This window comes from Anabaena sp. 90, from assembly GCF_000312705.1.
GTDB classification, from domain to species: Bacteria; Cyanobacteriota; Cyanobacteriia; order Cyanobacteriales; family Nostocaceae; genus Dolichospermum; species Dolichospermum lemmermannii.
On sequence record NC_019427.1, the window covers coordinates 3965477 to 3991694 of the forward strand.

Genomic DNA, 26218 nt, shown 5'->3' on the forward strand with positions numbered 1-26218 from the left:
GAAATTGATCTAAAAAATGCCCAGACTCAATATCAAAAATCATTACTTTTATTTTGTTTTGTTTGTCCAGTAACAAAATTAGAAATTGTTAAGTAGGTTGGCATTAAAAATTGTTGTTATGACAAGGGAACAGGGAACAGGGAACAGAGAAGAGGTTTTGGGAGATTTTACTTTTCGTTACATATTTCGGTTTTTTTTCCGTTCACCTACTTATGCTCTCTCAACCAAAACGAGATAGCATTGACGAAAAACACTATGCTGCAACAGGTTTTCTAGATTTTTTGGCAACTTGACTCTCCAATTCTTCAACACGCAGTTTTAATAAGTCTCTGTCATCCATTAGTTCTCTGATTTCAGCATTCAAGCCGTCAATATCAACATCTACTTGCAGTTCAGATGTAGATTTTTCTTGTAGTTGTGCTTGAAGTTTGGTAATAGTTTCGTTGGCTTGTCTGACTTGCTCTTGAGAAGTCGTTAATTGAGACTCAATAACCAACTTTTGACCAAATTCCCCTTGCAAGGCTTGAACCTGTTCACGCATAACTATCACTTCACGTTCACGAGCCTCTAACGCACCGTTTAATTTAGCAATTTCACCTTGGCGTTCTTGTTCACGGGTTTGAACTTCTGCCAATTCAGTTAGTTGTTTAGCAAATTCGTTATTTTTGAGAACTAAATCATTGCGCTCATTCTGCACTGTTTCTAATTGCAGTCTGAATGTCTCAGAATCAGCTAATTGCTGTTTATTAATTGATAAATATGCTTCCTGCAATTCTTTACGCTGACGCTCATATTCAGCCTTATAAAAATCCAACTGCATTTGAAACTGAGGAAAATCTTTGAGTTGAGATTTTAATAAATCATTCTCTTCTGCTAAAGTTTTAATGCGATCTCCACTAATTGTAGTGTCAGCCTTTTGATGCCCAAATGTGTAAAGAATAATTCCCAGTTGTTTTGATAATTGGTGAACCTCTTCAGGAATTTCTGTTTCATCTAAAGTTTGGTCATCATTTAAAATTTCTGCAACAAGGTTTTTCTCCCCCTTGCTGGCTTTAAGTGCCTGAGTATTATCTTTCCGCCATTCTTCCAAGAATCTACAAATATTCTCAGAACTTCCACCAATCCCGTAAATTTCCTTGAGAGCCGCTTGTACAGAACGGACAACAATCCGAATCCGATTTTTTTGCAGCACAGCACAAGCTTGATCAACCATCTCCCGATTGACGCTGTTGTACCTGATAGTTTTATCGAACTCAAAACCAGATAAATCCAAGGCTGTAAATGCTGTTGGTAGCTTGGTCATAGCAGAAACCAATATGGTGCTTGTAAAAACCATGCTAACACACCTACCATTTTGGTGTATACGCTAATTATTAAATTTTATTAAGTTGAGGCATAGAAAAATAACGTATTTGACGCAGATTCTACGCCATAAGTTTCAAAAAGTGAAACTAAATATTTTCTAACCGAGTTGCAATTTGCCTCAAAAGAGATACTAGTTGTTCTTTAGAAGCCCCTGAAATCATTGCTGATAGACGGTCATAATGAGATAAGGTTTGTTTTCCCTCCAGATAATCCATAAGTTCATTTACTGTTTCACCCCTTAATTTAGCGATTTTTTCTAAATTAGGACGTTTTGGGATCGTATTACACGATTCCCAGTCAATAATTGTACTGTGCTGTACACCGAGTTCTCTGGCAAAGCTCCTGAGATCCCTGCCAGCCCTTAGATTTACAATTATTTCAGCAAATCTTTTTTTAGCCTCTAAATCCACTTGATTACACCCTTGATATCTATTGGATGTATCAGAAAATTAGATACTTTTGTGGTTGTCATAGAAACCAACTTGGATGATAATGAATACACAAAGGATAGAAACCAGGATGGTGTTTATCATGAAAACTGAGAACGTAAAAAGAAGAAATCGAACTCGCAAAAACAAAGAATTTCAGCCTAAACAGTTAAAAGTGCAAAATCGTGGTGACGGGAAGGTTCAAAAAACGCTTTCTATTAGGCAAGAAACACATCATGCACTGGCAAGAATTGCCCATGACAGGAATCTCTGGGAGTCCGATTTGGCGGAAATGGCTATTTGTACATATTTGGGGATTGAACCGCCACCACCGCCCATGGAAAAAAGTAAGCACATTAAGAATATGGGCGATCGCAGAAAATTCCCAAATCCAGCAGGACTTAACAACTTATCAAAAATAGAATCAAAAGAAATTACTCCGTAGACAGAACTTCTTATTGTCCACCCTTAAATAATTTCAAGAAGTAACAATGTTTGCTAGAGAACTCCCAACATTTTCAATATTCGACCACCTAGATAAATTGCAAATAGTCAGACAGACTCGAACTGCTATTAGGGCTATTTGTCCAATTTGTGGTGGTAACAATCTTGAGATCACAACATCTGGCAAAACTGCCGGACGTTACGCTTGTTATTCCAATATTGGATGTACATCAGAACAGATTAGAGAAGCGATCGCTCCGTTGCTCCAAGGCAACGCACCCGGATCAGAAGCCTTTGAAAAAGCTGGAAGTCATTATAGGGGTTTGGGCAGACGGATAAATCTAAGAGTTTTACCTGCACCGCTCAAACTGTACAAGCCTGTACTTTTGCCAGCAGGTGAAATAGTTCTGGCCACACTTTCCGAAGATGTAGATGTTGTACCAATAGTTCAAAAAGGACTTAACACAGAAATCATCTATCACTACAGTTGTGAACAGTGGGTATTAAGAACTGACTTTTATAACGAAGCCGGAGAACGCACCCATAAAACCACGAAGCCTTGGCATATCAACGTAGACAGTAAGAACGTCAATTCCAAGGGTGAAAAACCATGGCCAATTTACAGAATCCATGAAGCTGAACAATTTGCAGTTGATCAATGGGTGTTGGGTGTTGAGGGTGAAAAGTCTGTGGAATCAGCCCGTTTTCTTGGCATTTGCACCGTTACGTGGATGGGTTCAGCCTGGTCCGATGTTGATTTAGAAAGTGGGTTGATTTCTCTCAAAAAGGCGGGTGTGGCTGGTTTAATCTACTGGCCAGACAATGATGAGATTGGGGTGAAAAAGGCATTAGCGATCGCCAACGCAGCCGCCAAAATCCAATTTCCTTGTCTCGTCTTGAACCCCTTGGAACTTTGGGAAGAAATGCCAGAAAAAGGCGATATTGCCGACTGGATAGTAGCTAATGGGGATTGGAGTCGTGAACAGTTCATTGCAATAATGAACCGGCTGATAGGACAAACTGCTGATAAATTTACTGAAAAACTTGTCAACTGGGATGCTGAATTTATCGAATATGGGGGTGATGGTGGTAATCATAGATCAATTATTGAGTCCTGGTGTGAAGCTGAATTTTCTGATTTGGTGGCTGAAAAGTATCGTGATCAATTGGCTTGGAATGTAGAGGAAGAACAATGGTACAGATATTCTGCAAACATTGATGGTATTTGGGGATTAGAAAACTCTGATGCTGTCTCATTGATTTGTGAAATAGAAATTAAACCTTACAAGTATTATTTCTGTGACAAATATGGTAGACCGCACCCTATCTCACACGGGTTCACTTCGGGAGTCGAGCGCAAATTAAGAGCAAAATTAGCCGTTAAAGAATGGGATGAAATTACGGGTTTCATTCCTATGATTAACGGGCTGTTAAATCCTACAACTCTTGAACTCACATCGCATTGTCCAGGAAACCGATTGACTTGGTGTTTACCTTATCAGTATTCGGCGATCGCTACTTGTCAACCTATCGAAGCATGGTTTAATTCTCAAGTTCAGGACCAGGGAACTATAGATGTACTTCGAGCCTACTTTTACGCCGTCGCTACTGGTAAATCAGAGTGGCAACAATATTTAGAAATCATCGGCAAGGGTGGGACTGGTAAGGGGACTTATACCCGATTAGCACAGGCACTTGTAGGACTTAGAAACACTCACTCTACAAAACTGCAAAAACTGGAAAAATCTAACTTTGAATCTGCTTCACTTAAAGGTAAACGCCTATGTGTGATCACCGACTCAGAAAGATTTGCGGGTGAGGTTTCAATACTTAAAGCCATGACTGGTTCTGATTTAATTCCCTACGAAGTCAAGGGTAAACAATCTACATCAGGTTTTATATATCCTGGGATGATAATTATTGCTGGTAATGAGGCGATCTCATCATCAGATTATACATCTGGCACAGAACGTCGTCGGATTGGTGTCCGGTTTGATCAGCAGGTTGAGCGTAAAGACCAGCGTGTTTTACTAGATTTTCGGACTAATGGCGAAATGTTTGGGGAGTTTGCCGGATATATCCCAGGGCTTCTTAACTGGGTTTTGAGTATGGGTGAAGTTCGTGCTAAGGAACTTCTAAAAAATCACTGTGAAGCTTCCCAATTACTCTGTCAGCAAAAAGCAACCATGCTAACAGAAACCAATCCTTTAGCAGCTTGGGCAGATGAAGAACTTGTACAAGAAACTGGATATAGAAATTATGTAGGTATTGCCCAACAAATCAGATTTACAACGGGTGATATGGGTCAATCTGAATCCTGGACTGCATATCGCAACGCTAATACTTGGCTTTATCCTAACTATTGTCAATACGCGCAAAACACAGGCACAAATCCGTTATCTCAGAAACGGTTTACCAGTTTGTTACTTGATTTGTTACAGGCACAGTTAAAGTTGCCAATTTCCAAAGGAACAGATAGAAAGGGGTCTTATTTTGAAGGCATCAGAATAAGAACAGGTAGCGATGATGACATTTTTACATTAATCACAAAGTTGTCTGAATTAGAACCAAATAATAGCAATTTTAATACTGAATCAGAAAAATGTGATGGGTCGTGTGATGGGTCGGTGATGGATAATGTGATGGCTAGACCCATTGTACAGCAGGACTGTGATGGGTGTGATGGCAAAATTGACAATTATTCAATTGAGAATGAGAACATAAAAAATAGTCTAAGTATGAATACTGGTACAGCCTTAAAAGAAAATTTGGCTTCTGACCCATCACAACCCATCACACAGGTCGTTGCAGAAGTGTCTAAAACTACTGCTGTAATTGAGGTTGAAGCTACTGTGATGGATGAATCTGTACCATCACAATTACAAGAGTTTCAACAATCAGAAGAACTTGCCAATACTGAGACACAAAAAGCAGAAGAACTTCTTGTACTGAGCGAAGTCGAAGTAATCAATATAGAGGCTGTAATTGCTGAAAGAAACAACAAATTCCCCATCGGTTCTTATGTTTACTACAAGGATTCCAGGTTTAAAGGATTTGGGGACTTAGGAAGCAAAAGACTATGCCAAGTAATTGCACATTTAGATTGGTGTCCAGAACATATTCAAGTTAAAGGTAAAGGCGTTGAAGGAATCGTAGCCTGTGCTGACTGCAAGCCTCTAACCCGGTATGAAGAATTAAAGCTTGGTTTGTCTAGAAAATAGCTTCATTTTTTACCTTCATATTCAATTTTTATTTTTCTTTCCTCCCTCCCATTCCCTACCCCCTATTCACTATTCACTAATAACAACAACAAATATCCATGAAAGAAACTTTTCCAGAATTACTTAGAAGGTTAGCTATCGCTCATCTCCATAAAAAACTCAAACAAGAAAACTTTGTCCTACCAGAGAACCTACAAATCATTCAATTACCAAAGGCATCTTGATGATGAAAAAATGTGTAAATGAAAATGAATTAATGAGGCACAGACAAGAATTAAAAGCTCACTGTCATGAATTAATTGATTTGATATTCCGACACCGCTACGGAATTAAATTACTCTTGTCTGCTAGTAAAGCCTTAGAAATGATTGCTGATTACAAAGCTAATCGTCATGGGAACTACGTTAAAAAATTCCCCCTGACTGTGCAGGATGCAGACACATTACCAACGGTGGTTAAGGAATAGTTTAGAATCAGAGAATACTGATAAATAATTCATACAAAACAATATGAGATTCTTGATTCTTGAGAAACAGAAAACTTGATTTGATATTTAATTTTGTGTCTGAATAATAAATTTGTTCATCATAAACAGACAAAAATATCAAAAAATAGCTAAACTAGTTATAAGACTTCATCTATTATGATATGCAAGAAACAGCGACTCAAGTATTGATTCGTGTCTCTAAAAAATGGTATAGGATTCGGTATTTAGATCCTGATACCAGAAAGAGATTAATGTTATTATCAGAAGAAGAATTTGAAGTAGAACTTCAAGGGCTGCTTAAACCCGCAGCTTGACTTCTTTGATTTCACCATTGGCAACTTTTACGTAATCAACTAATTCTTTATATATTAAGGATTTATCCGCCCAGGGTGTTTCATCCCAAAAATTAATATTGCTACAACAAAACGCAAGAATATCAAATAGTTCGCTGTTGATTTTGTTAACTACCGTTTCTTTTTGTTTGATTTTATTGATCTCTAAAATTGTTTGGTCAATGGCATCTTGAATGATTGGGTTTTTAGGTAAGCGTCTCAGTGCTTTTAGTTGTTCTTGCCTAGCAATCAATTCGGGGCTATCCTGTGTTTCTACATTTGAACTTGTAATTGCATATTCCTTAATTTCCCTGTGCCGTTCTACTAAGGTTTGATCCACTGCTGAAATAATATCTGGTAGATAGGTGCTAATTTTGTTGCTACAAAAATTATTTCCCATGTTTTCATGTTTTTTGCAACGGACTCTATATGTCGAATTTCGTTTCTTACAAAAACATTTATAGCCGCAGTCAGCGCAAATAATCTGCCCCGCTAGTGGGAAAATCTCTGTTTCCTTTTTTTCTCTACCGTAGCTGTATTTAGATTTATTTTCGTCAAGTTTTGCAACTATCCGTTTGAAGATATTTTCACTAATTAAAGGTTGGTGAGTATCTTCATGAATATCCCAATTCTCAGGTTTATTTAAATTGTCTTTGATATTGTAGGCGGTACAGCCTCTCAGTACAGGGTTTAAAAGCCAGTAACGCAGTCCGGCAGCAGTCCACTTGAGATGATAAGTTTGCAGTAAATATTGCGCCGTACTCCTCAATGTAGCCCCATCACCGAGGAAATATTCAATCATCTTGTGAGCGATCGCCCATTTACTAATTCCATTCATCTCAGATAAATCAGGAGCATACTTTTCATCCACGCGACAATACCCAAAAGGTGGACGGGGAGAAGCCTTTTTCTGCTCTCTAAAAAAGTTCATGCCATTTTTGATCCGATTAGCAAGTAGCCTAGATTCAAATTCAGCCAAACCAGCCATCTGATTCACAGAAAACCACCCAAAGGGGGAAGTTGGGTCAACGGGGGCATCCAAAACCGTGAGTTTGACCTTATACTCCTCAAAGATAGCGATCGCTTTGTGAATCCCCACCACGCTGCGTCCTAGTCGGTCAATTCTCGTACAAATGACTTCAGTGATTTTGCCTTGTTTGCACTGAGCAATCATTTTATTAAATTCTTTCCTCTTGTCGCTGCGACCGGACTCAACATCTGAGAAGATGACAATAGCACCAGCCCTTTCTACTCGTGCTGTTTGTTGCTCCAAAGCATTGCCTTCATCCTGTTCACGGGTGGAAACCCTCACATAACCTGCTTTCATGATCATTCCTCATACTGCCCATATTGTTAATATAACTCTACTCGTTTGATGCTTCACTCTAAGGCTCAAACAACCGTTCTTCACTTGGCTGCTGAAAGAGGATCTGTTGAAGACCTAGAACTTCATGAAGTAATGCTCAAAGGTTTCCGCGATGTTAAATGCGTGGAATCCGGTGGTCCAGAACCCGGTGTAGGTTGCGCCGGTCGTGGTATTATCACCGCTATTAACTTCCTAGAAGAAAACGGTGCTTACACAGACTTAGATTTCGTATCTTACGACGTATTGGGTGACGTTGTATGCGGTGGATTTGCTATGCCTATCCGTGAAGATTAAGCTATTTTGTCTAGGGTTTTTGTGAATGCAATTGGTTGGGAATTTTTATTTTTTTATGCCCTATTTTTGCCCTGGGAAATTTTAGAGAAATGGGATTTTTGTGAGGATTTATTCTTTTATTTACCCTATTTTGTCCCTAGCGTCAAGGGGGATACATGATTTTTGATAAATGTGTTACTGATTTTTTACAACAGTTCTAACAGTTGATTACAAATACCCTATCATAATTTTAGCTAATAGCTACTACAACATTGATGGGTATTTGATAACACATGATATCACTCTACTTTTTTGGAAATGTTCTATAAGTTAAGTCCCAACTTCCATTTGGCATGGTGGTAAAGTCTTCTCGACAGTTGCGATTGGAAAACTGACGCAAAATTTCACCGCTGATAAATTGAGTATTCATCACAAATCTTCCTAGATCCAATCGTGAGAAGTTCTGAGCCTCGTACCGACTTTGAACATATTTTGGTAAATCCTGAACCACGAATAGGAGTGTTTCTCTGTTGAGATTGGGTAGATGATCAGCCGTTTTATTCACTAGATTTTCAAGATTATGCCCGTAGTCCTCCTTATTATTTTTATCTTTTTTATTTTTAGGTTTTTTATTTGCCAAAGTTTCTTCATCAAAACCAAAAGTTATTAAAGCACCTTTTAAAAGTAGCTCAGTTGCAATACAACAGTTTTGGATTACGGCGTATTTATTGAATGAGCCTAAAAGTGTTGCTGCTGCTGCTTCAAGCTGCTGTTTTGCCAAATACCACCATTCCACTGTTTTATTTGGCAGGTTCCCCATTTTTTCAACATCATCGAGTCCATACGCAAAATCCATCAGATCGATAACCTGGTCAAAGAATATTAAGCCAGTCTGTTGATCATTAAACAGCCATTGTTTTTGTATATCAGGTACGTCTATTAGAAAATCTACTGGATTAATTGCTGGTAAGCTAGAAAGTGGAATACGTAGCGGAAAGAATACATCTCGAAACATAAATACTCCCATATACATAGGTGGCATTACCAAGTCTGTTAAACGATATAGTTTTTTGTATATCTGATCAACAGCCTTAAATAGGGGATCATAGTCCAGTATGAAATTGCTGCCTGGTTTTAACTTTTGTGCAATTATAAAGTAGGCAGATAGAGGACGTTGAAAGGGTTCTGCCCCTTTTTGAATAAGCTCATCATCTACTTCGATTACAAGTTTCATCAAATCAATTTCTTCTGTCACTTCTGCACTCCGACCAAAAATTTACACTACACATTATAATTGTATATGATGTTGCAAGTAAGTGTTTTCTTACAGTTGCTTCGAGAAATTTGATTATATAGGTGATTTTTGGTCTATCCTATTTGTCAAATTAAAGTTTTTAGTAAACATGAGGATCTTTTGTTATGTCACTTCTAAAGTTGCTACAAACATTCATTTCTGGTACTCATAATCCTGAATTGGATGCGGGACGAATAAAGCATGATAACTTGCCTGAAAGTGAATATTTTCAGGATGAGAAACTTTCAACAGATGAATTAAATAAGGATAAACAGATAACTTTCCAGAGAGGTTATGAGTTGGGGCAGATTTTGAGGGCAGCTATAAAAGAACATTACTCTCCGGCAGAAGAACAGCGAGTTATTGATAGTCTCATGAAAGCGATGGTATACCTTGGTAATAACGCCAGGATATTTCCTGATATGGACTATGAGAATATCTGGTACACAGATTACTATGACCTAATTGAATTAGCGAAAGATATGGGCTTAGGAGATAAAACCTTACCTCACTGGCCTGAAGAGTCAAATCTCTTAAACCGCTATCTAGAACTGACTACTTCTGATCTGCTTCAAATATTTCTTGGTTTTTTAGAAGAAGCTTTGCTTGATGAGTATAAATTTGGCGCAGATTTGGATAGCTGGGTTAGGTACTTGTTAAGAGAAACTTTGAAGTCGAGACAGCGGTTGGCTCGTGAACGACAAAAGCACGATGAAGCTTTCCGTTTTTCCCCTCAAATTCTAAAGACAACTGAGCAGAATAAACGCGATAACAGTAAGATATTTGAACGTTAAAAGCTCTTCCGGTGTTGTGGGTTATCGGAGCGATCGCATTTCCGGTGTGTGGTTTAGTGCGATCGCTTCTACTAAAAACGGTATAATACTTTTATTCTCAAGGATAATACTCATGGAAATCCAAGAACTTAAAGCAATAATCAAAGAAAGCATCCGCGAAGTTTTGCGAGAAGAAAGAATGTTACTTTGTCAAGTCCTCATACCCTATGTAAGTGACGAAGAACAAGAAGAACTAGATGAAATATTTGGTTCACCATCAGATTATCCAGATGAAGAATTAGTTGATATGACAGAGTGGGTAAAACATGGCCATAAAATTTCGTAAGAATGCTATTAAGTTTTTAGAAAAAGCCAATCTTGAAGATACTGAGAAAATTCAGGAAAAAATATCTCAACTTCTACTTTTTGTCGAAGAACAAGCCATTATTCCCTTTACAGAATTTGATATTAAAAAAATGAAAGGAGATTGGGAAGGATTTTATAGATTACGTATTGGTAAAATCAGAATTGTCTTTACAGTTAATACCCAATCTGGTGAAGTTGAAATTTTCACAATTGGTGCAAGAGGAGATGTTTATAAATAAAAGTTTTTAAATTAATAAAGATGTGCATTGTGGGGATGCGATAGCGTTCGCGGTAGCGTCCCGGAGGGAACTAGCGCGACCTAGGAATCATATTTAGTGTGTCCAAGTAAGTGATTTAATGCTTTAATTAGGATTAAGGATATAACTTTGAGAATTGTTATCAATTCAAAGATAAGGAGATAAAGATGCAAATTGCAGTCAAGCCAGATCAAGAAAAATACATTCTTGAAAAACTACAACAAGGTAAATATAAAAGCATTGATGAGTTATTATCTATAGCTTTTCAACTTTTAGAACAACATGATGAAAAAGAAAAACAACTCAGTGAATTAAGACGAAAAATTGCTGAAGGAACAGAACAAATTCGTCAAGGTGAAGTAATAGAAGGTGAATTAGTTTTTCAACAACTACCACAAAAGTTAAAATATGACTAAATTACTACAAAATCACAGTTTTTCAAATGCACATTATTATTCGTAAACGACTAAATGAATTTGCTAAACTTTATCCAGATACAAAAAATGCTCTATCTCAGTGGTATCAATTAATAAAGGAAAATGAATTTATCTCATTTGTAGAACTCCGTCAAATATTTCCATCAGCCGATCAAGTTGGTAAATTGACAGTTTTTAATATTGGTGGTAACAAAGTTAGACTAATTGCAGCAATTCATTATAACCGCCAAAAAATCTATATCCGTGCTGTGCTAACACATTCAGAATATGATGAAGGAAAGTGGAAAGAATAATGCAAACTTTAAACTTTGAAAAAACCATTAATGCTTGGTCATCCATTGCCGAAAATGTCTTTGTTCCTCACACAGAACAGGAATATGAACACTTAGTTGATATACTAGATTCTCTGATAGATCAAGTTGGTGAAGATGAAAACCATCCCCTTGCTTCACTCATGGAAGTCATCGGAGTTTTAATTGAAAACTATGAAAATGAACATATTCCTGAACTAGAGGATATAGATTAACTATTGGGAAGTAATTTTTAATTACTGAATTAACCCCCATTTTGCATCATCCAAACTAACATACCCAAAATTTCTTCCACAGGAGGTAGAGAATAATCCATTAAATCAATAGTAACAAGATCATTTTCCAACTTCAGGAAACGCCATTGTGTACCACTACTAATTACACCATAAATAACACGAAGGGGATTATTTTTAGCAGCATTAAATCTTTGCGCGGCCACCATCTCTGCAATACATTGTCCAAACCCAGTTCTTAAATCAGCCTTTTTTGCTTCAACAATGACAATTACAGGGGCTTCAATTTCTAACACTTCAGGAGAACTACTTAATAGAAAATCGCAAATTCCATTAAGTCCCACTGACTCATCAACTGTAAAATCTTCACCCGAAAATAAGCTAATTTGCCGATTTAAAATTCTTCTGACTTCTAACAAAACTGGGTAAATAATCCCTTCCGAACGGGCTTTTTCACTAGCAGAACCAGCCAGCGGTAAACTTTCTTCAAGATATGCTTTTAGCGTCACAGATGGTTCAATTTTTTCAAGAATAGGAATAAAACGCCCACCTTCCTGAGTTTTTAAACCAAAAGCTTCTTTAACCTTACCAATAGATGTAAATTGACTATAAGACATATCTTGTAACATTCCTAGTTTTATAAAATTACTCTTTGCGCCTCTGCGTCTTTGCGTGAGGCTAACTCTTATCCTAACTCAATTTTCATCAAACTGTGTCCCATCTGCAACCTCAATCTTTCATTGTCAATTCTCAACCTTTCATTTTCCTGTTCCAATCTAATCACCATATCCTGTAAATCTTCCACCTTTGATTTTTTCTTAATCGCTTCCTCAATTGCAACCTTGCGATTTTCTAAACTAAACCACTTTTGATAAATGGATGTGTGCATATTCACAGAATGACCCAAATTATCAGCAGCAGCTTTAATAGGAATCCCCATCAAATGCGCTCGAATTGCCCAAGCATGGCGTAAATCGTAAGGTTGAAAGGGAATCCCCACAAATCTAAACCATCTATCTGTACCATGTCGTACAGCGTTGATTTCTCTACTGGTAATTTTATTTTGGATTTTTGCTTTTAATAGTGCGATCGCTTCGGTATCCGTGGTTAAATTAAAAGTTTCTACCCAACGGGGATATAATGGTAAAGCTTCCCTTTCTCCCGTTTTACATTCTTCATTTACGCGCCATGTATTCATGACATTATCTGATGATAACCACCAATTTAAATCAGGATTAACAAAAATTTCAATGGGTCTTAATCCATAGGTTGCTAACATCCCATAAACCCATCTCCACAATTTCCAATTATTTCTATCTTCCCTAGTTGTTAACTTACTAGAACGATTAATAGCATAATTTTCAAACTTGAGATATTCCTGTTCTATGTCTGCATCAGTGGGTATATCACGTTTACGTTGAGAAATAGCCTTAATTTTTAAATTACTTAATTCTGGAACTTCTAAACCAGAGCATTTACATAAAACCCGAATTACCTTAATTAACTCATTTTTCACACTATCCGAAGATGGGCAAAATTTCACAGCATCAATAAAATTGGCATCTATAGCTAGTTTATCCTTTGGCAAATGTTTGTTAGCAATATAAAAATAACTATTAAAAGTATTATTACTTTTGAGAGTGCGTTTCCTAGTTTGGAAATAGTTGTTTTCAAACTCAGAAACCAACTCAAACATGGTGAGTAACTTAGCTTTAAATCTAGTTTTGCCTAAATATTTATCAGTCCAAATAAATTGTTTTCTGGCAATTAATTTTCCCAACTCATTAGCTTCTTCTTCTGCCGTATTTAACCCATCAAAACTAAAAGGAATACCCAAAGAAATATCATATTGCTTTGTGCTGCTACCGTTTTTATCAATATCACCTGGTTTAATAGGTAAGGTAGTTCTCAACTGTAATGAATTGCCGGATTTTCTGACAGAAACACTCACCCTAGCGGCTCTTAGTCTAGCATTAATTGCCTTTAATTCTGTGGTCAGTTTTGCCGTTAAGTGATTTTCTTGATTTTCTACTGCTTGCATTCTGCCTAAATATCCCCCGTCGGTAATAGCTGTTTGGTGAAAATCGGCAAATGCTTCCTGTGTTCTGTCCATACCCTAGATTTACCCTAATAAAAAAACTGTTCACTCCAGACAATGATTGCGGCAAACATAGTTGAGAATGAACATTTTCCGGCTTTTAAAATTATCTTATTACTCTTTCCCGTGAAGGTAAAGCACAAGAAATCTACATCGTTACATCAGGTGAAATGATGGCGATGTATGCTGCAAACAACATCGCTCGTGGTGTACTTAAATATGCTCACTCCGGTGGAGTTCGTTTAGGTGGTTTGATCTGTAACAGCCGTAACACAGACCGAGAAATCGAATTAATCGAAACCTTGGCAAAACGGTTGAACACCCAAATGATTCACTACGTTCCCCGCGACAACATAGTTCAACACGCTGAATTACGTCGGATGACAGTGAACGAGTATGCGCCTGATAGCAAACAAGCTAACGAATACCGCGCACTAGCTAAGAAGATCATCAACAACAAAAACCTCACCATTCCTACACCTATCGAAATGGAAGAGTTGGAAGAATTGTTGATTGAGTTCGGTATTCTCGAAAGCGAAGAAAACGCTGCAAAAATGCTGGCTAAATAGGCATAATTCGCTACGAAGAAAGAATTTTCTAGTACCAGGAAAAAGGCAGAGAGCAGCACATCAAAAGCTCTCACCTTTGACCAACATTTCCCTATCGCTACAGGGGACTTCATGTCCCCAAACACCTCATCCCTATTTCCGTTCCTTTAGGAGCAAGAGAGATTAACAATGACTTCGACCGACGACAAGAAGATTGTTGAACAAAGAAAAGAACTAGTTAAAGAAGTTCTCAAAGCTTACCCCGAAAAAGCTGCTAAGAAGCGTGAGAAGCATTTAAACGTATTTGAAGAAGGTAAGGCTGATTGTGGTGTTAAATCTAACATCAAATCCTTACCTGGTGTAATGACCGCTCGTGGTTGTGCTTACGCAGGTTCTAAAGGTGTGGTTTGGGGTCCTATCAAGGACATGATCCACATCAGTCACGGTCCCGTAGGTTGCGGTTACTGGTCTTGGTCTGGTCGTCGTAACTACTACTTAGGTACAACAGGTATTGATACCTTTGGTACTATGCACTTCACCTCCGACTTCCAAGAACGCGACATCGTGTTTGGTGGTGACAAGAAACTGACTAAATTAATTGAAGAATTAGATGTATTATTCCCCTTGAATCGTGGGGTTTCTATTCAATCTGAATGTCCTATCGGTTTGATTGGGGATGACATCGAAGCAGTAGCTAGAAAGACATCCAAAACCATCGGTAAGCCAGTTATTCCCGTCCGTTGCGAAGGTTTCCGTGGTGTGTCTCAGTCTTTAGGACACCACATCGCTAACGACATGATTCGTGACTGGGTATTCCCCAAAGCAGATCAAGGTAAGAAAGACGGTACATTGAAGTTTGAAGGCACTCCTTATGACGTAGCCATTATTGGTGACTACAACATCGGTGGTGATGCTTGGGCCAGCCGGATTTTGTTAGAAGAAATCGGTTTGCGCGTTGTTGCTCAATGGTCTGGTGACGGTACAATCAACGAAATGTTGATGACCCCCAACGTGAAGATGAACCTCATCCACTGTTACCGCTCGATGAACTACATCAGCCGTCACATGGAAGAAGCTTATGGTATACCCTGGTTAGAATATAACTTCTTTGGTCCTACCAAAATTGCTGAATCTTTACGCGAAATCGCTTCTAAGTTTGATGCGAAGATCCAAGCAAATGCTGAAAAAGTAATTGCTAAGTACCAACCTACTATGGATGCGATCGTTAGTCAATATCGCCCCCGTTTGGAAGGTAAGACAGTTGCAATGATGGTTGGTGGTTTACGTCCCCGTCACGTTGTTCCCGCTTTCCAAGATTTGGGAATGAAGATGATTGGTACTGGTTATGAGTTCGCTCACAGTGACGACTATAAACGTACTACTCACTACATCGAAAACGGAACTATCGTTTATGACGACGTTACCGCTTACGAATTTGAAGAGTTCATCAAAGCATTGAAGCCAGACTTAGTTGCTTCTGGTGTGAAAGAGAAGTATGTCTTCCAAAAGATGGGTCTTCCTTTCCGTCAAATGCACTCTTGGGATTACTCCGAACTTGATTATGTTGGTGGAAAGGTGCGGTAAATTTAGGTTTTTTGGTTTACTGATTATGAGAGTTTAATTTTTAGACTAAGTGAAATTTATATAGTTTGTGAGTAACATTGTTTGTTAGATACTGAATATAGTATAATTCTGATTCAGTCTGGTTTTGAAATTTGGCTTAAATTTGGCTTAAATCAAGAATGTTAAATGGAAAACTTTTTTATTGGGAATTTTTTTAGACTAAACTGAGTTTAACTTGAAAACCATAGTTTTTTGTAATTATGGTAAATCAACGGATATTGCAAGGGTTTAGCAATGCTCAACCCCTACGAAAGATGTAGTTTTTTACCATTATGTATAATAAGCCAATTAATATCTATTTAGACCTTTAGTGGTTGACAATATCCAATTGTTTAACATATTCCCTAAATACAGGAGATAAATTAAACAAAGTTTTCTCTCTTTCTATTAATGTAAATAAATAGCGTCTATTTAAAGACTGTAAACCATTAATCAAATCTGTAGAAGATAAAGATAAAGCTTGTTTTAAATCTTCTCTTGATATTGCTTCATTAGCTTTACTCATTTTTAAAATAATCTGTTTCTCTATGGATGATACTCGGTTAAATAATTCATTTAATTGAGATTTCATATTTTCTGTTAAGAGTAAATTATTCTCACTGATAAATTCTGAAGTCTTACCTTGAAAAATATTCCTAATCAAATTAGCAATATCTTGTAAATAGACTGGATTACCTTCATATAAATTAATGAGTTTTGACCAGCTTTCCTCATCTTTTAGTTTTTGATTTTTCAAAATATCTGTATTATCTAAACCTTGTAATTCTAAGCATTTAACCGGATACAACTCTTCATCTATGCAAATCATCTCTTGACATTGTTCTTGGCTAATCAAAATCAAATTACTTTGATGTTCAATTTCTGTGATCATGGTTAAAAAGGTTTTATAGTCTTTATATTCAGGTTTATACTTTCCAGCAAGTTGTTCTGGGGTAAATAGTTCTTGGATATTATCAATAATAATTAAACATTTTTGCTGACGGAAAAGATTGAAAAGTTGAGTTAGTTTATTTTCAGTTTGAATAATTTCGGAATTAATCGCTTTAAAAATTTCAGCGATAATGGAATCTAAAGAATCGGATAATTTAATATTTTTCCAGATGATGATATTGAAATTTTGTAAGTTTAGGTCAACAAATCTTTTAATTAAGGTAGTTTTGCCAATTCCGGGTAATCCCACAATGGAAATGAGGCGGGTGTTTTGATTAATTAACCAATGAGATAGGGTTTGTAGTTCTGTTTCGCGTCCGTAAAAATGGGTGATTTTTGGTGCAATTGTTAACTCATGATAAGATTTTTCGTAAGAGTCTTGTTCCCTATCTTTAGAAGAATTTTGAGGATTATTAGAACACCAATTAATATGACTGTTATTAATTAAACTAACTTGCTGTAAGGAATTATTGTATGAATTAGCTAATCTTTCTATAGTCCAACAAAAATTAGATTTATTAATATCTTCACCTAACTGTTCCGATAGAATTTTAAATAACTTACGACTAACATCTCCAATATAGTTTTGACTATTGTATCCCGATTCGTCTGCTATTTGATTGTAAGTTTGACCTTGCCAAAGTCCTTTGAGAATAGCTTTTTCTAAATCGTCTAGATGTTCTCCCGTTTGTTTCTGGACTACTTGATCCACAAATTGTAATAACTCTGTAACATTCATATATTCTAGGCTGGGTAAGTATTACAGCAACAATTATAACTTAATTTCAACCATGAAAATCATACTTTTTCAGTGTTTTTCGGGTTACTGAGTTTATATTTCGTTATATAAATGCGAGAAAAACAGGTTTTTTTGGTGTAGAAAGTTGAAAAGAGAACATTTAGTATAAGAACTAGCTAAAACATAAGTACGGATATAAATTTATGGCTGACAATCAGGGTGTAACCTATGCAGTGGACTTAGTAATGTGTATTGATGGCACAGGTTCAATGGGTCATTTAATTGAAGAGGTGAAATCAACCGCTCTGAAGTTTTATGAGCAGCTAGAAGCCAAAATGAAGGAAAAAACTAAGAAAATTGACCAACTTAGAGCTAAGGTAATTGTATTTCGGGATTATTGGGCAGATTCACCAGAAATTGCGATGCAATGTTCAGAATTTTTTGATTTGCGATCGCAGTCCCCAGATTTTGCTAATTTTATCTCTGGAATTAAGGCTGAAGGTGGTGGAGATGAACCTGAACATGGCTTAGAAGGATTGGGGTTAGCACTTACATCTGACTGGGAAAAAGGGAATTTTAGCAAGCAAAGATATGTTGTAGTTGTTTACACAGATGCCAGCGCCCATAGTTTAGAAAAAGGTGAAAAACCCAGTAACTACCCTGAAAATATCCCAAAAACCTTTGATGAATTGACAGATTATTGGCACGAAATGCCACAAGCAGCTAAACGATTGGTACTATTTGCTCCTGATGCTTCACCTTGGACAGTTGTAAGCAGTTGGGAAAATACAGTTCATTATGTTTCTCAAGCAGGTAATGGATTAGAAAAAGTAGACAAAGATCAAATATTAGATGCGATCGCTAACAGTATATAAGCAATGACAGTTAACTTAATCATGAAAATATGAGTGGTTAAGTTAAATTTCTTAATTAAAATAAAAACTTCAACAAGGACTTTAGTAATGGTTATGACAAAATTTCAGTTCGTAGTAAATTTAGAAGTAGCTGAAAATAAAGGTGAAGATGATAACCTAATCGAATATTTTGAACGAACACAAATTTATTTGATGGGAGTATTTGATGGTTTAGGAGGTCGTTCTGCTGGTTATGGTGGTCAAACTGGAGGACGGATTGCTTCAGAAATAGCATCGAAAATTAGTAAAGAATTTTTCAAACAATGGAATGGTAAGATAACTTCAGAAAATGCTATAGAATTACAAAAAAAAATTTGTCAAGCACTAAAAAAAGCCGCAGATGATAATAATATGCGAACCACTTCATCTCGGCTTAAAGGTTCTTTAATAGAGCATAAACTTTGCACAACAATTGCCTTAGCTAGTATTCCTAAACAACAAACTCAGGATAAAATTTTTGAAGCTAATTTAGCTTGGATGGGAGATTCACGAATTTATTTTCTTAGTCCCACTAAAGGATTACAGCAATTAACTAAGGATGATTTAGTAACTTCCAAAGATGCCTTTGAAATGCTCAGACAAGATCCACCTATGTCCCAATATTTAACTGCTGATATTAATCCCAAATGGCAAATCCATTTTCAGAATTATAGATTTGAAGAAGCTGGCTGTTTTCTAGCTTGTACTGATGGTTGTTTTCAGTATTTTTCTGCTCCTTGGGAGTTTGAAAGATTGCTGCTAGACACACTTTTTAATTCAAAAGGCACTACAAAGGAAACGAATACTTGGGAAGACTTAATTGAGCAAAAATATACTGAAATTAAACAAGATGATGTTTCTTTAATTATTTATGCGGCTGGTTTTAATGTAATAAAACATCTTAAAAAATCTTATCAAGAGCGATTAAAATATCTCCAAAGTAACTTTATTGCTGATACAAATAACTATGATAGCTTAAAAAAGCTATGGGAAAATTATAGAATTGATTATGAATATTATCTACAATTTATTCAAGATATTCCACCTATTTCTCATGTAACTGGTATAGAAGATAAATCTTATATACCAGTTACACCAGTTACTATAGCTATTGCAAATCCAAGTACAAATAACCTGTTTGAACAATTTAACGAATTGTCTAAACAAAAAGCAGATGAAGAAGTTAAAAAGCTTTATGATCGTGCTAACTATTGTTATGAACATTCTCAGTTTCAAGAAGCGCGAAAATTATGTAACCAGGCTTTACAAATAAGACCAGACGAAATTAATCCTAAATATCTATTAGGATTAATTTACTATGAATTAGCAGAAAAAGAGTATAATTATCAAAAGAAAAATCAATTTTTAACTGATGCTGCCTTTCATATTAAAGAAGTTATTAACCGTCCACCAGAAAAGTCAATGGAAATATTTGTAGAAGCATATCAAATTTTAGGTGGAATTTACTATAAATTAAAAGATTGGAGAAAATCGGTTGAATTTTATGAGGACTTTTTTAAATGTGAAGGTTCGGAAAAATATGTAAATTCTACGGATTTTGATCAGCACTTAGAGTTTTTTGTTGCTTCTCTTATTCAATCAAGGGTTGAGCAATGTCAGCCAGCCAATACAGCAATTCAGTTCTGTCTACGTATAATTAATAGTAGTTCAATTTTACCTTATGGCAAAAAACCTTCGATTTACTATTTTATGGCAAGTTTACAAGAAATAAAAGGAGAGTTTAACGCCGCATTAAATAGTCTAGAAATACTCTTGGAATTAGATTTGTATTCAGAGTATCGAATGGAACGAAAAGCAAAGGAAAAACATCAAAATATTTTGAATAAATTAAATAATAGGAGATATTAATCAATGTCTTATAAAACAGGTGATCTAATTGCTGATAAATATTTAGTAACCCGTGAATTTGACAGCGCTAATGGTGGGCAATGTCAATGGGGTTTTGCTGTAAATATAAATGATGGTAATGAGTATTTTGTGAAAAAATTTCTGAGTCCCGTATATCCAGGAGAAAAAGCACCAGGAGGCGAAAAAAGTAAACAAAAGCGTCGTGATCAATGCGATAAATTTGCTAGAAAACAATTACTAATTCAAGAAGCACTATCTGCTTGTGGTTCTGGTGGTTCAGTTGTTGTCACGGTAGACTTTTTTAAATATGGTAATGAAAATGGTGAACATTTTTTTAAAGTTTGTCAAAAAGTAGATACTAGCTCTTTATCAAAAGTCATACATACATTAGAACCAGAAAAGCGTTTATTTGTCATGCTAACAGCGGTAGGAGCGCTTAATATCTTACATTACAATGGCATTGTTCATCTTGATTTGAAACCAGATAATATCCTAATTCAAGAATGGGAAGGAAAACAAATTGCCAAAATTATTGATTTTGATAGCAGTATTATTGAAGGAGAATCAATAGCAGTGGAATTTTTAGTAGGTGATCCAGTATATTATTCACCTGAGTTTGCTAAACATATTTCTACAAATGGAGAAACACCAGCACCAAACAAGAAATCTGATATTTTTTCCTTGGGGTTAATTTTATGTGAATATTGGACCGGTAGTCGTCCATTTTTATCAGGAAGCTATACTTATGCCCATGAAGCAGTTCTAGATGGAAAAAAACTTGAATTACCATTACCACAGAGTAAAAGTAAATTACGGGGAACTATGATTCAAACTCCACTGGATATAGAAGTGCGTCATCTCATAGGAAAAATGTTAATTTTAAGTCCTGAAAAAAGACCTCAAATAACTGAAGTACAGCAACAGATTAAATATCTTTATAATAACGGTACTTTACCTAAAAATAAAGATGCCAAAAATAAGTTAATTATGAATTTTTAACTTCCATGAAAAAAACATACAAATGTAAAAGTTGTGGCTGTGAAGTTGTATCTCTGATGAAACCTTCTGAATGTCAAGTTTGTGGGGGAAGAGAATGGATGATGCTAACTACTACTAAAACCGTTAATTTAGGAGATGAACCAATGGCTATTGATAAAGACTTATTATCTTCATTCAAATTTCGATCAACAATACAGAATTTCTGCCAAACTGTTGGCTGGAATCTTTATAGTATTGATGATACAATAGCTATCCTGAGATTTAATATGGATTCAGGCAGCACACAAACTGTATTTATTATTAAATACGATTCAACTCTTGAATTTTCTTGTCCAAGTAGCTTAAAATTGGATGATATAGATGATATACCGCATAGGTTATCTACGTTACTTCTTAAAAAAAATGCAGGTTATAAATTTGGTTTTTGGTCTATAAAAGAAATAGCAAATAAGCAGATTTTTTCAATTATTCATAACGCAGAAATGAGCTTAATTGATATTAATTATTTCTGTAAAATAGTTGATAGACTAATACAAGAATGCGATGAATTTGAACAAGCAATAGCAAACATAATGAATAGCTAATAATAATTATAGGAGGCGAGGCGATCGCTACCAATTAATGATCTTCAAACTGTTGATCTTTGCAAATTCTTGATCAGCAGTCACTAAGCTTGCTGAATTTTGGATTGTTATTGCAGCAATTACTGCATCAGGTAATTTTAACCGATATTGCTGACGAATTTCGATAATCTTGTCAACTAATACCGGATCACCTGCTGCCAAACCAACAATTTCCACTCGCTGAATAAATTGTTGAAAAAGTTGGAGATCGCTTTGGGTTAGCCCAGAAAAAACCAAAAATTCAATCTGGCTAATAATCGAAATCCCAATCCAATTAGCATTTTGAAGTAATTGAATAAGTTGGGTATTACCTTGTAACAGGGCAATGATCGCATTCGTATCTAGCACATAGCGATTACCATTCATCTCTTAATGTCCTTTGCATCACTACTGCATCTCCTTGCCAATTTAACCGTCCTACCAAATCAGAAAAATCATACTTGAGATTTTGATCTTTAGATGGGACAACTGGATTAATTACCAGCACAATACTTACTTCTCCCGGATCAAGTTGTGTGGGAATGTCAAGATGCAAATGACCTGATGAATCCACTATCGTTGTAAGTTGAAGAACTTCCATTTTGATGTTAATAATTGGATATCAATTTTATTTTAGTCCAAACTCAAGTAACAATCATCATAAATGATAAATAAAATTCTGTAAATCCTAAAATCCTGGATATCCTGATAGCGAAGCGTGGCGTTAGCCATTTCAGACAATTAATGCTACAATAAACAAATAATTACTTGGTATCATATCATGATGATTACTCAAGCACTGGAATTACAACCTAACATCTTAGAAGATATATCAGAAGATATCATTTTCCCCCCCAGTGACCTATATAGTGATGAACCTCCCGTGGAAACAGAACTGCATCTCGAACAAATAATGCTCTTAATAAAATCTCTCAAATGGTTATGGAAAGAGAGAACTGATTTTTATGCTGTTGGAAATCTGAGTATTTACTATAGTCCTCATCAAAAGAAATCAGAAGATGTGAGAGGTCCAGATTTTTTCGTAGTTTTAGGAACAGAACGGAAAACTAGAAAAAGTTGGGTAGTGTGGGAAGAAAATGGTAAATATCCTAACCTGATTGTGGAAATTCTCTCACCAACCACAGCTAAAACTGATAGAGAAACTAAAAAAGAACTTTATCAAGATACTTTCCGCACACCTGAGTATTTTTGGTTTGATCCCTATACTTTAGAATTTGCAGGTTTTTATTTAATACATGGTAAATATCAACCTGTAGAACCGAATGAAAAGGGACATTTATGGAGTCAAGAATTAGGTTTATATTTAGGAATTGTTCAGGGTTTATTAAGGTATTTTACATCTACTGGATCTTTAGTTCCTACACCGGAAGAAAGTGCAGAATTTGAAACCCAAAGAGCAGCAATTGAAACCCAAAGAGCAACAATTGAAGCCCAAAGAGCAACAATTGAAGCCCAAAGAGCAGCAATGTTTGATGAAAAAGCTCAACGGTTAGCAGCAAAGTTGCGAGAATTAAATATTGATCCAGATACAATTTAATTTAGATCCCATTTAGATCCCCGACTTCTCAAAGAAGTCGGGGATCTAGTTTGTGGTAAAATTTCCTAATCAGAGATGAAATCTCTAAACTCACTTCTGCATTTATCTGTTGAGTAGAAAGAAGGAAACGCCTTTTTAGGGATTGAATACTACTAACTATTGGCTCATAAACCTGATAACTATTTTCCAGTTCACTTAGTAAAACTGACCCTTTTTGACTGGCTATAAAATCCAGTAATTCTACTTCTGATGCAGGTAAGATATCTAAACTTTGCTCTAAAAAAGCCGTTAATTCAATATCTAAAAAAGGTTGATCTAGCTGCAAAAATTTATTGGTGTCACCTGCAAATAATTCTTGAATAAGATAACCAATTATTTGTAAATATTGGGGAGTTCCTTGATAAATATTCAGCAATTTTCGATAATTTTCCTCATTTTTCAAGCCAAATTTTTTAAGAATGTTTACACCATCATCATCTAATCCCAATAATTCCAGGGTGAAAACATGACTATGATCATTTTGTGGTTTAGATAATTCACGAATTTCCTCACTACTATTAATAATTAGACAACTTCGATGTTTGGTTGTTGATAATAATTTAAATAGATTCCCGTATTCTTCATATCCTGGTTGATATTTACCTGATACTTGATGCTTTGAAAAAATATAGTTAACATCGTCAATGATAATCAGATAAGAGTGTTTTTCTATGGCTTTTTTAAATTGTGAAAGTTGATGAGGTGAATTATCTGGAATAAGCTGATTATTAAGGTAAATTATCTCTGTGATTAGTTGTGTTAAACTGGGTAGAGATTTTAAACTTTTATAAATAACGAACTCAAAACTTTCTTTGATATGATCAACTAATTTTAAAGCTAAAGCAGTTTTTCCAATACCTTTAATACCCAGTAAAGTTATTAAATTACATTTTCCTTGGAGGATTTTTTGTTGTAGTAATGATAATTCTACTTTCCGTCCATAAAAATCACCGATTTCAGGTGCATCTTTTAAGTCTAAATGAGAGGTTATCTGTTCTTGTTTATGGATAATTTCATCATTTTCTGATGATGGTGCAGATTCTTTAAATATATTACCACTATTGATTTGTATTCCTTTGAAAATATTAGTTGAAGAGAAACTACATTTACCTAAAGTTGACTTGACATTAAATTTATTAACTTTTTTTCCAACTGCTTGAGATAAGGATTTCCACAGTTTACTGGCGCTATCCTTGATGTATTTTTCGCTGTGTTGGTGTTCCTTGGCGATATCTGCGTAAGTTCTACCCTGTAGTGTCCCTTCTAGGATAGCTCTTTGTAAATCATTGAGATGCTGTCCTTGATGCTCAAAGACTTGGTTATCTGCAATTTCAATTATCTCTTCAATATTTAACACTACTCCCCCCCTTCAAGTCAAGACTTTTTGATATTCTATCATGCTTTTAATACGTCTTCTAGCGAAACTACATAGGTAAAAATCATCTGCGCTGGTTGTAAACTTGTTAGCCTGGCGACTGGAAGTCACGGTTACACAGACAAAACCCCCCTTTGCGGGTTTAGTGCAAGAGATAAATTTTTGACTAATGGCATTTGTGAAGATTTTTATGGGTGACATAATATTACGTTTAAAGACTTTTATATTACTTCCACATACCTTTGAGGGCTTTACATCTTCTTTTGGGCATATTAAAGTAAGTATGTTTGATCACTATCGTAATTTATTGTGGGTCGGGTAGTGAATTTCATATTTATCTACATTTAGTCCCAATAAGAATTTGTACGTTATTTAAACGGGGGAATTGACATGAATAAGATCATATCATCTGCGATCGCTGTTTCTGCCATTACTGTATCTACTGTCTTTGGTTTAAGTTTAGTTAATGTTAACTCTTCCAAAGCCGATCTAGAGTCTAAGCGTGAGATAGCACAAGGTTTGGGTCAATCGGGACAACTACCACAAACAGTCGTGTTGCAACTAGACACAAAGTCTCTCAACAATTTAACTTGTGAAATTACTACAATTCCTGCAAACCCATCTTCTTATTCCCAAAGGAGTAAATATGACCGACAGGTTTTTGAGTGTAAAAGTAGATTGAGGTAACAGCACTAACAGGTACTTTAGGATCTAATAACTTTTATTGTCATCAATTAATTACCGTCCAATTAGCCACTTTATTTTGGTGTGATCGCTCATCAATAGAGTTATTCAGATACCCGACTTCTCTAAGAAGTCGGGTATCTAAGCGATGATAAATCACATCCTGAAAATCCTCATATAGCTTGCGCCACGCTATCAGATAAATGCTACAATTAATTAGTAACGACAAACAGTAAACAAAATGGAAAGTAGAATAACTATTCATCCAGATATTTGCAATGGACGACCTATTATTACTAATACTCGAATTTCTGTACAAACAATTATGGAGTTTTTAGGCGCTGGTGATTCAATTGAGGAAATTCTGGAAGAGTACCCCTCTCTACAACGAGAAGATATTTATGCTTGTATTCAATTTGCAGCAAATCCAGAGTTTGGCCAGAAATTGAAATTTTAGTGGCTGATCATCAGTTAATTAATATTTATTTGGATCAGATTGAAGCTTTTAAATAATTAATGTTTGATACTAGAAAGCGATCGCTTAAAATGATAAATCACATCCTGTAAGTTATCAGACAATTGACCACAGCGATCGCTCACCAATTAATCACCGTCAAATTAGCAACCTCATCCTGTAAATCCTGAAATCCTGGAAATCCTGATTCAGACAATTA

The 26218-nt window shown here is 35.8% G+C and carries 29 protein-coding genes and 2 pseudogenes; 21 read left to right on the top strand and 10 right to left on the bottom strand.

Annotation, left to right across the window (positions count from 1 at the left end):
- Window positions 1–253 precede the first annotated feature (253 nt).
- Together ANA_RS27155 and ANA_RS17210 are read right to left on the bottom strand one after the other, a co-directional pair.
- Window positions 254–1303, bottom strand: a complete 1050-nt coding sequence (locus ANA_RS27155; protein ID WP_015081290.1) for a hypothetical protein — start codon at window positions 1301–1303, stop codon at window positions 254–256.
- Window positions 1304–1451: 148 nt separating this feature from the next.
- Window positions 1452–1775, bottom strand: a complete 324-nt coding sequence (locus tag ANA_RS17210; RefSeq protein WP_015081291.1) for a transcriptional regulator — start codon at window positions 1773–1775, stop codon at window positions 1452–1454.
- Window positions 1776–1896: 121 nt separating this feature from the next.
- Between ANA_RS17210 and ANA_RS17215 the strand changes: the two genes are divergently transcribed.
- From ANA_RS17215 to ANA_RS26700, 5 genes are all read left to right on the top strand, one after another.
- Window positions 1897–2238 (top strand): hypothetical protein, encoded by a 342-nt coding sequence (locus ANA_RS17215; RefSeq protein WP_148279076.1) that lies wholly within the window; start codon window positions 1897–1899, stop codon window positions 2236–2238.
- Window positions 2239–2284: 46 nt separating this feature from the next.
- The gene (locus ANA_RS23730; RefSeq protein WP_015081293.1) at window positions 2285–5458 is read left to right on the top strand and encodes a DNA primase family protein; all 3174 of its coding nucleotides are present in this window, start codon (window positions 2285–2287) and stop codon (window positions 5456–5458) included.
- A gap of 98 nt (window positions 5459–5556) precedes the next feature.
- Window positions 5557–5682: a hypothetical protein gene (locus ANA_RS28300; RefSeq protein ID WP_256380186.1), complete on the top strand. Its 126-nt coding sequence runs from the start codon at window positions 5557–5559 to the stop codon at window positions 5680–5682.
- Window positions 5682–5924, top strand: a complete 243-nt coding sequence (locus ANA_RS17225) for a hypothetical protein (protein ID WP_015081294.1) — start codon at window positions 5682–5684, stop codon at window positions 5922–5924. The genes ANA_RS28300 and ANA_RS17225 overlap by 1 nt, the downstream gene beginning before the upstream one ends.
- A gap of 182 nt (window positions 5925–6106) precedes the next feature.
- A complete protein-coding gene (locus ANA_RS26700; protein WP_158310551.1) occupies window positions 6107–6259 on the top strand; it encodes a hypothetical protein in 153 nt (50 codons plus the stop codon).
- Here the strand turns inward: ANA_RS26700 and xisF are convergent.
- Complete coding sequence (gene xisF / locus ANA_RS17230; protein WP_148279077.1) at window positions 6243–7604, bottom strand: fdxN element excision recombinase XisF; 1362 nt, start codon at window positions 7602–7604, stop codon at window positions 6243–6245. The genes ANA_RS26700 and xisF overlap by 17 nt on opposite strands.
- A gap of 33 nt (window positions 7605–7637) precedes the next feature.
- Here xisF and nifH (ANA_RS17235) point away from each other — a divergent pair.
- Window positions 7638–7931: pseudogene (gene nifH / locus ANA_RS17235) on the top strand (nitrogenase reductase); the annotation flags it as partial.
- A gap of 289 nt (window positions 7932–8220) precedes the next feature.
- Here nifH (ANA_RS17235) and ANA_RS17240 read toward each other — a convergent pair.
- A complete protein-coding gene (locus ANA_RS17240; protein WP_148279078.1) occupies window positions 8221–9171 on the bottom strand; it encodes a hypothetical protein in 951 nt (316 codons plus the stop codon).
- 164 nt (window positions 9172–9335) lie between these two features.
- Here ANA_RS17240 and ANA_RS17245 point away from each other — a divergent pair, with 164 nt between their 5' ends.
- The 6 genes from ANA_RS17245 (at window position 9336) to ANA_RS17270 (ending at window position 11569) form a co-directional block, all read left to right on the top strand.
- On the top strand, window positions 9336–10004 hold the full coding sequence (locus ANA_RS17245) for a hypothetical protein (protein WP_015081297.1): 669 nt from the start codon (window positions 9336–9338) through the stop codon (window positions 10002–10004).
- Window positions 9994–10329, top strand: coding sequence for a hypothetical protein (locus ANA_RS27820; RefSeq protein WP_235081886.1), 336 nt, complete (start codon window positions 9994–9996; stop codon window positions 10327–10329). Before ANA_RS17245 ends, ANA_RS27820 begins: the two co-directional genes overlap by 11 nt.
- On the top strand, window positions 10310–10588 hold the full coding sequence (locus tag ANA_RS17255; RefSeq protein ID WP_015081299.1) for a type II toxin-antitoxin system RelE family toxin: 279 nt from the start codon (window positions 10310–10312) through the stop codon (window positions 10586–10588). Before ANA_RS27820 ends, ANA_RS17255 begins: the two co-directional genes overlap by 20 nt.
- Before the next feature lie 185 nt (window positions 10589–10773).
- Window positions 10774–11022, top strand: coding sequence for a type II toxin-antitoxin system ParD family antitoxin (locus ANA_RS17260; protein WP_015081300.1), 249 nt, complete (start codon window positions 10774–10776; stop codon window positions 11020–11022).
- A gap of 26 nt (window positions 11023–11048) precedes the next feature.
- Window positions 11049–11336, top strand: a complete 288-nt coding sequence (locus tag ANA_RS17265; RefSeq protein WP_015081301.1) for a type II toxin-antitoxin system HigB family toxin — start codon at window positions 11049–11051, stop codon at window positions 11334–11336.
- A complete protein-coding gene (locus ANA_RS17270) occupies window positions 11336–11569 on the top strand; it encodes a hypothetical protein (RefSeq protein WP_015081302.1) in 234 nt (77 codons plus the stop codon). The genes ANA_RS17265 and ANA_RS17270 overlap by 1 nt, the downstream gene beginning before the upstream one ends.
- A 29-nt stretch (window positions 11570–11598) precedes the next feature.
- Here the strand turns inward: ANA_RS17270 and ANA_RS17275 are convergent, their stop codons facing one another.
- Both ANA_RS17275 and ANA_RS17280 read right to left on the bottom strand, forming a co-directional pair.
- Window positions 11599–12204, bottom strand: coding sequence for a hypothetical protein (locus tag ANA_RS17275; RefSeq protein WP_015081303.1), 606 nt, complete (start codon window positions 12202–12204; stop codon window positions 11599–11601).
- A gap of 68 nt (window positions 12205–12272) precedes the next feature.
- Window positions 12273–13700 (bottom strand): site-specific integrase, encoded by a 1428-nt coding sequence (locus ANA_RS17280; RefSeq protein WP_015081304.1) that lies wholly within the window; start codon window positions 13698–13700, stop codon window positions 12273–12275.
- Between the two features lie 110 nt (window positions 13701–13810).
- On the opposite strand from ANA_RS17280, the pseudogene nifH (ANA_RS17285) reads away from it, so the two are divergent.
- Window positions 13811–14254 (top strand): annotated as a pseudogene (gene nifH, locus ANA_RS17285) (nitrogenase reductase); the annotation flags it as partial.
- 168 nt (window positions 14255–14422) lie between these two features.
- Window positions 14423–15817 carry a nitrogenase molybdenum-iron protein alpha chain gene (gene nifD / locus ANA_RS17290; RefSeq protein ID WP_051155216.1) on the top strand — a complete coding sequence of 465 codons (1395 nt, stop codon included), beginning with the start codon at window positions 14423–14425 and terminating at the stop codon, window positions 15815–15817.
- Window positions 15818–16163: 346 nt separating this feature from the next.
- On the opposite strand, the gene ANA_RS17295 is transcribed toward nifD, so the two are convergent.
- Entirely contained in the window at window positions 16164–17525 is a 1362-nt protein-coding gene (locus tag ANA_RS17295; protein ID WP_015081306.1) for an AAA family ATPase, read from the bottom strand.
- Between the two features lie 203 nt (window positions 17526–17728).
- Between ANA_RS17295 and ANA_RS17300 the strand changes: the two genes are divergently transcribed.
- From ANA_RS17300 to ANA_RS17315, 4 genes are read left to right on the top strand one after another with little or no spacing between them, the layout of a single operon-like run.
- The gene (locus ANA_RS17300; RefSeq protein ID WP_015081307.1) at window positions 17729–18400 is read left to right on the top strand and encodes a VWA domain-containing protein; all 672 of its coding nucleotides are present in this window, start codon (window positions 17729–17731) and stop codon (window positions 18398–18400) included.
- A 33-nt stretch (window positions 18401–18433) separates the two neighbouring features.
- On the top strand, window positions 18434–20287 hold the full coding sequence (locus ANA_RS17305) for a protein phosphatase 2C domain-containing protein (protein ID WP_200863831.1): 1854 nt from the start codon (window positions 18434–18436) through the stop codon (window positions 20285–20287).
- A gap of 3 nt (window positions 20288–20290) precedes the next feature.
- Window positions 20291–21286 (top strand): serine/threonine protein kinase, encoded by a 996-nt coding sequence (locus ANA_RS17310; protein ID WP_015081309.1) that lies wholly within the window; start codon window positions 20291–20293, stop codon window positions 21284–21286.
- A gap of 5 nt (window positions 21287–21291) precedes the next feature.
- Window positions 21292–21870 (top strand): hypothetical protein, encoded by a 579-nt coding sequence (locus ANA_RS17315; protein ID WP_015081310.1) that lies wholly within the window; start codon window positions 21292–21294, stop codon window positions 21868–21870.
- Between the two features lie 27 nt (window positions 21871–21897).
- Here ANA_RS17315 and ANA_RS17320 read toward each other — a convergent pair whose 3' ends face one another.
- Complete coding sequence (locus ANA_RS17320) at window positions 21898–22275, bottom strand: type II toxin-antitoxin system VapC family toxin (protein ID WP_015081311.1); 378 nt, start codon at window positions 22273–22275, stop codon at window positions 21898–21900.
- Window positions 22265–22489 (bottom strand): hypothetical protein, encoded by a 225-nt coding sequence (locus tag ANA_RS17325; RefSeq protein WP_015081312.1) that lies wholly within the window; start codon window positions 22487–22489, stop codon window positions 22265–22267. Before ANA_RS17325 ends, ANA_RS17320 begins: the two co-directional genes overlap by 11 nt.
- 180 nt (window positions 22490–22669) lie before the next feature.
- On the opposite strand from ANA_RS17325, the gene ANA_RS17330 reads away from it, so the two are divergent.
- Window positions 22670–23446, top strand: coding sequence for a Uma2 family endonuclease (locus ANA_RS17330; RefSeq protein WP_015081313.1), 777 nt, complete (start codon window positions 22670–22672; stop codon window positions 23444–23446).
- Between the two features lie 28 nt (window positions 23447–23474).
- On the opposite strand, the gene ANA_RS17335 is transcribed toward ANA_RS17330, so the two are convergent.
- Complete coding sequence (locus tag ANA_RS17335; protein ID WP_015081314.1) at window positions 23475–24842, bottom strand: NB-ARC domain-containing protein; 1368 nt, start codon at window positions 24840–24842, stop codon at window positions 23475–23477.
- Window positions 24843–25250: 408 nt separating this feature from the next.
- Between ANA_RS17335 and ANA_RS17340 the strand changes: the two genes are divergently transcribed.
- Window positions 25251–25547 (top strand): hypothetical protein, encoded by a 297-nt coding sequence (locus tag ANA_RS17340; protein WP_041458125.1) that lies wholly within the window; start codon window positions 25251–25253, stop codon window positions 25545–25547.
- A gap of 238 nt (window positions 25548–25785) precedes the next feature.
- The gene (locus ANA_RS17345; protein WP_015081315.1) at window positions 25786–26001 is read left to right on the top strand and encodes a DUF433 domain-containing protein; all 216 of its coding nucleotides are present in this window, start codon (window positions 25786–25788) and stop codon (window positions 25999–26001) included.
- Window positions 26002–26218: the final 217 nt, after the last annotated feature.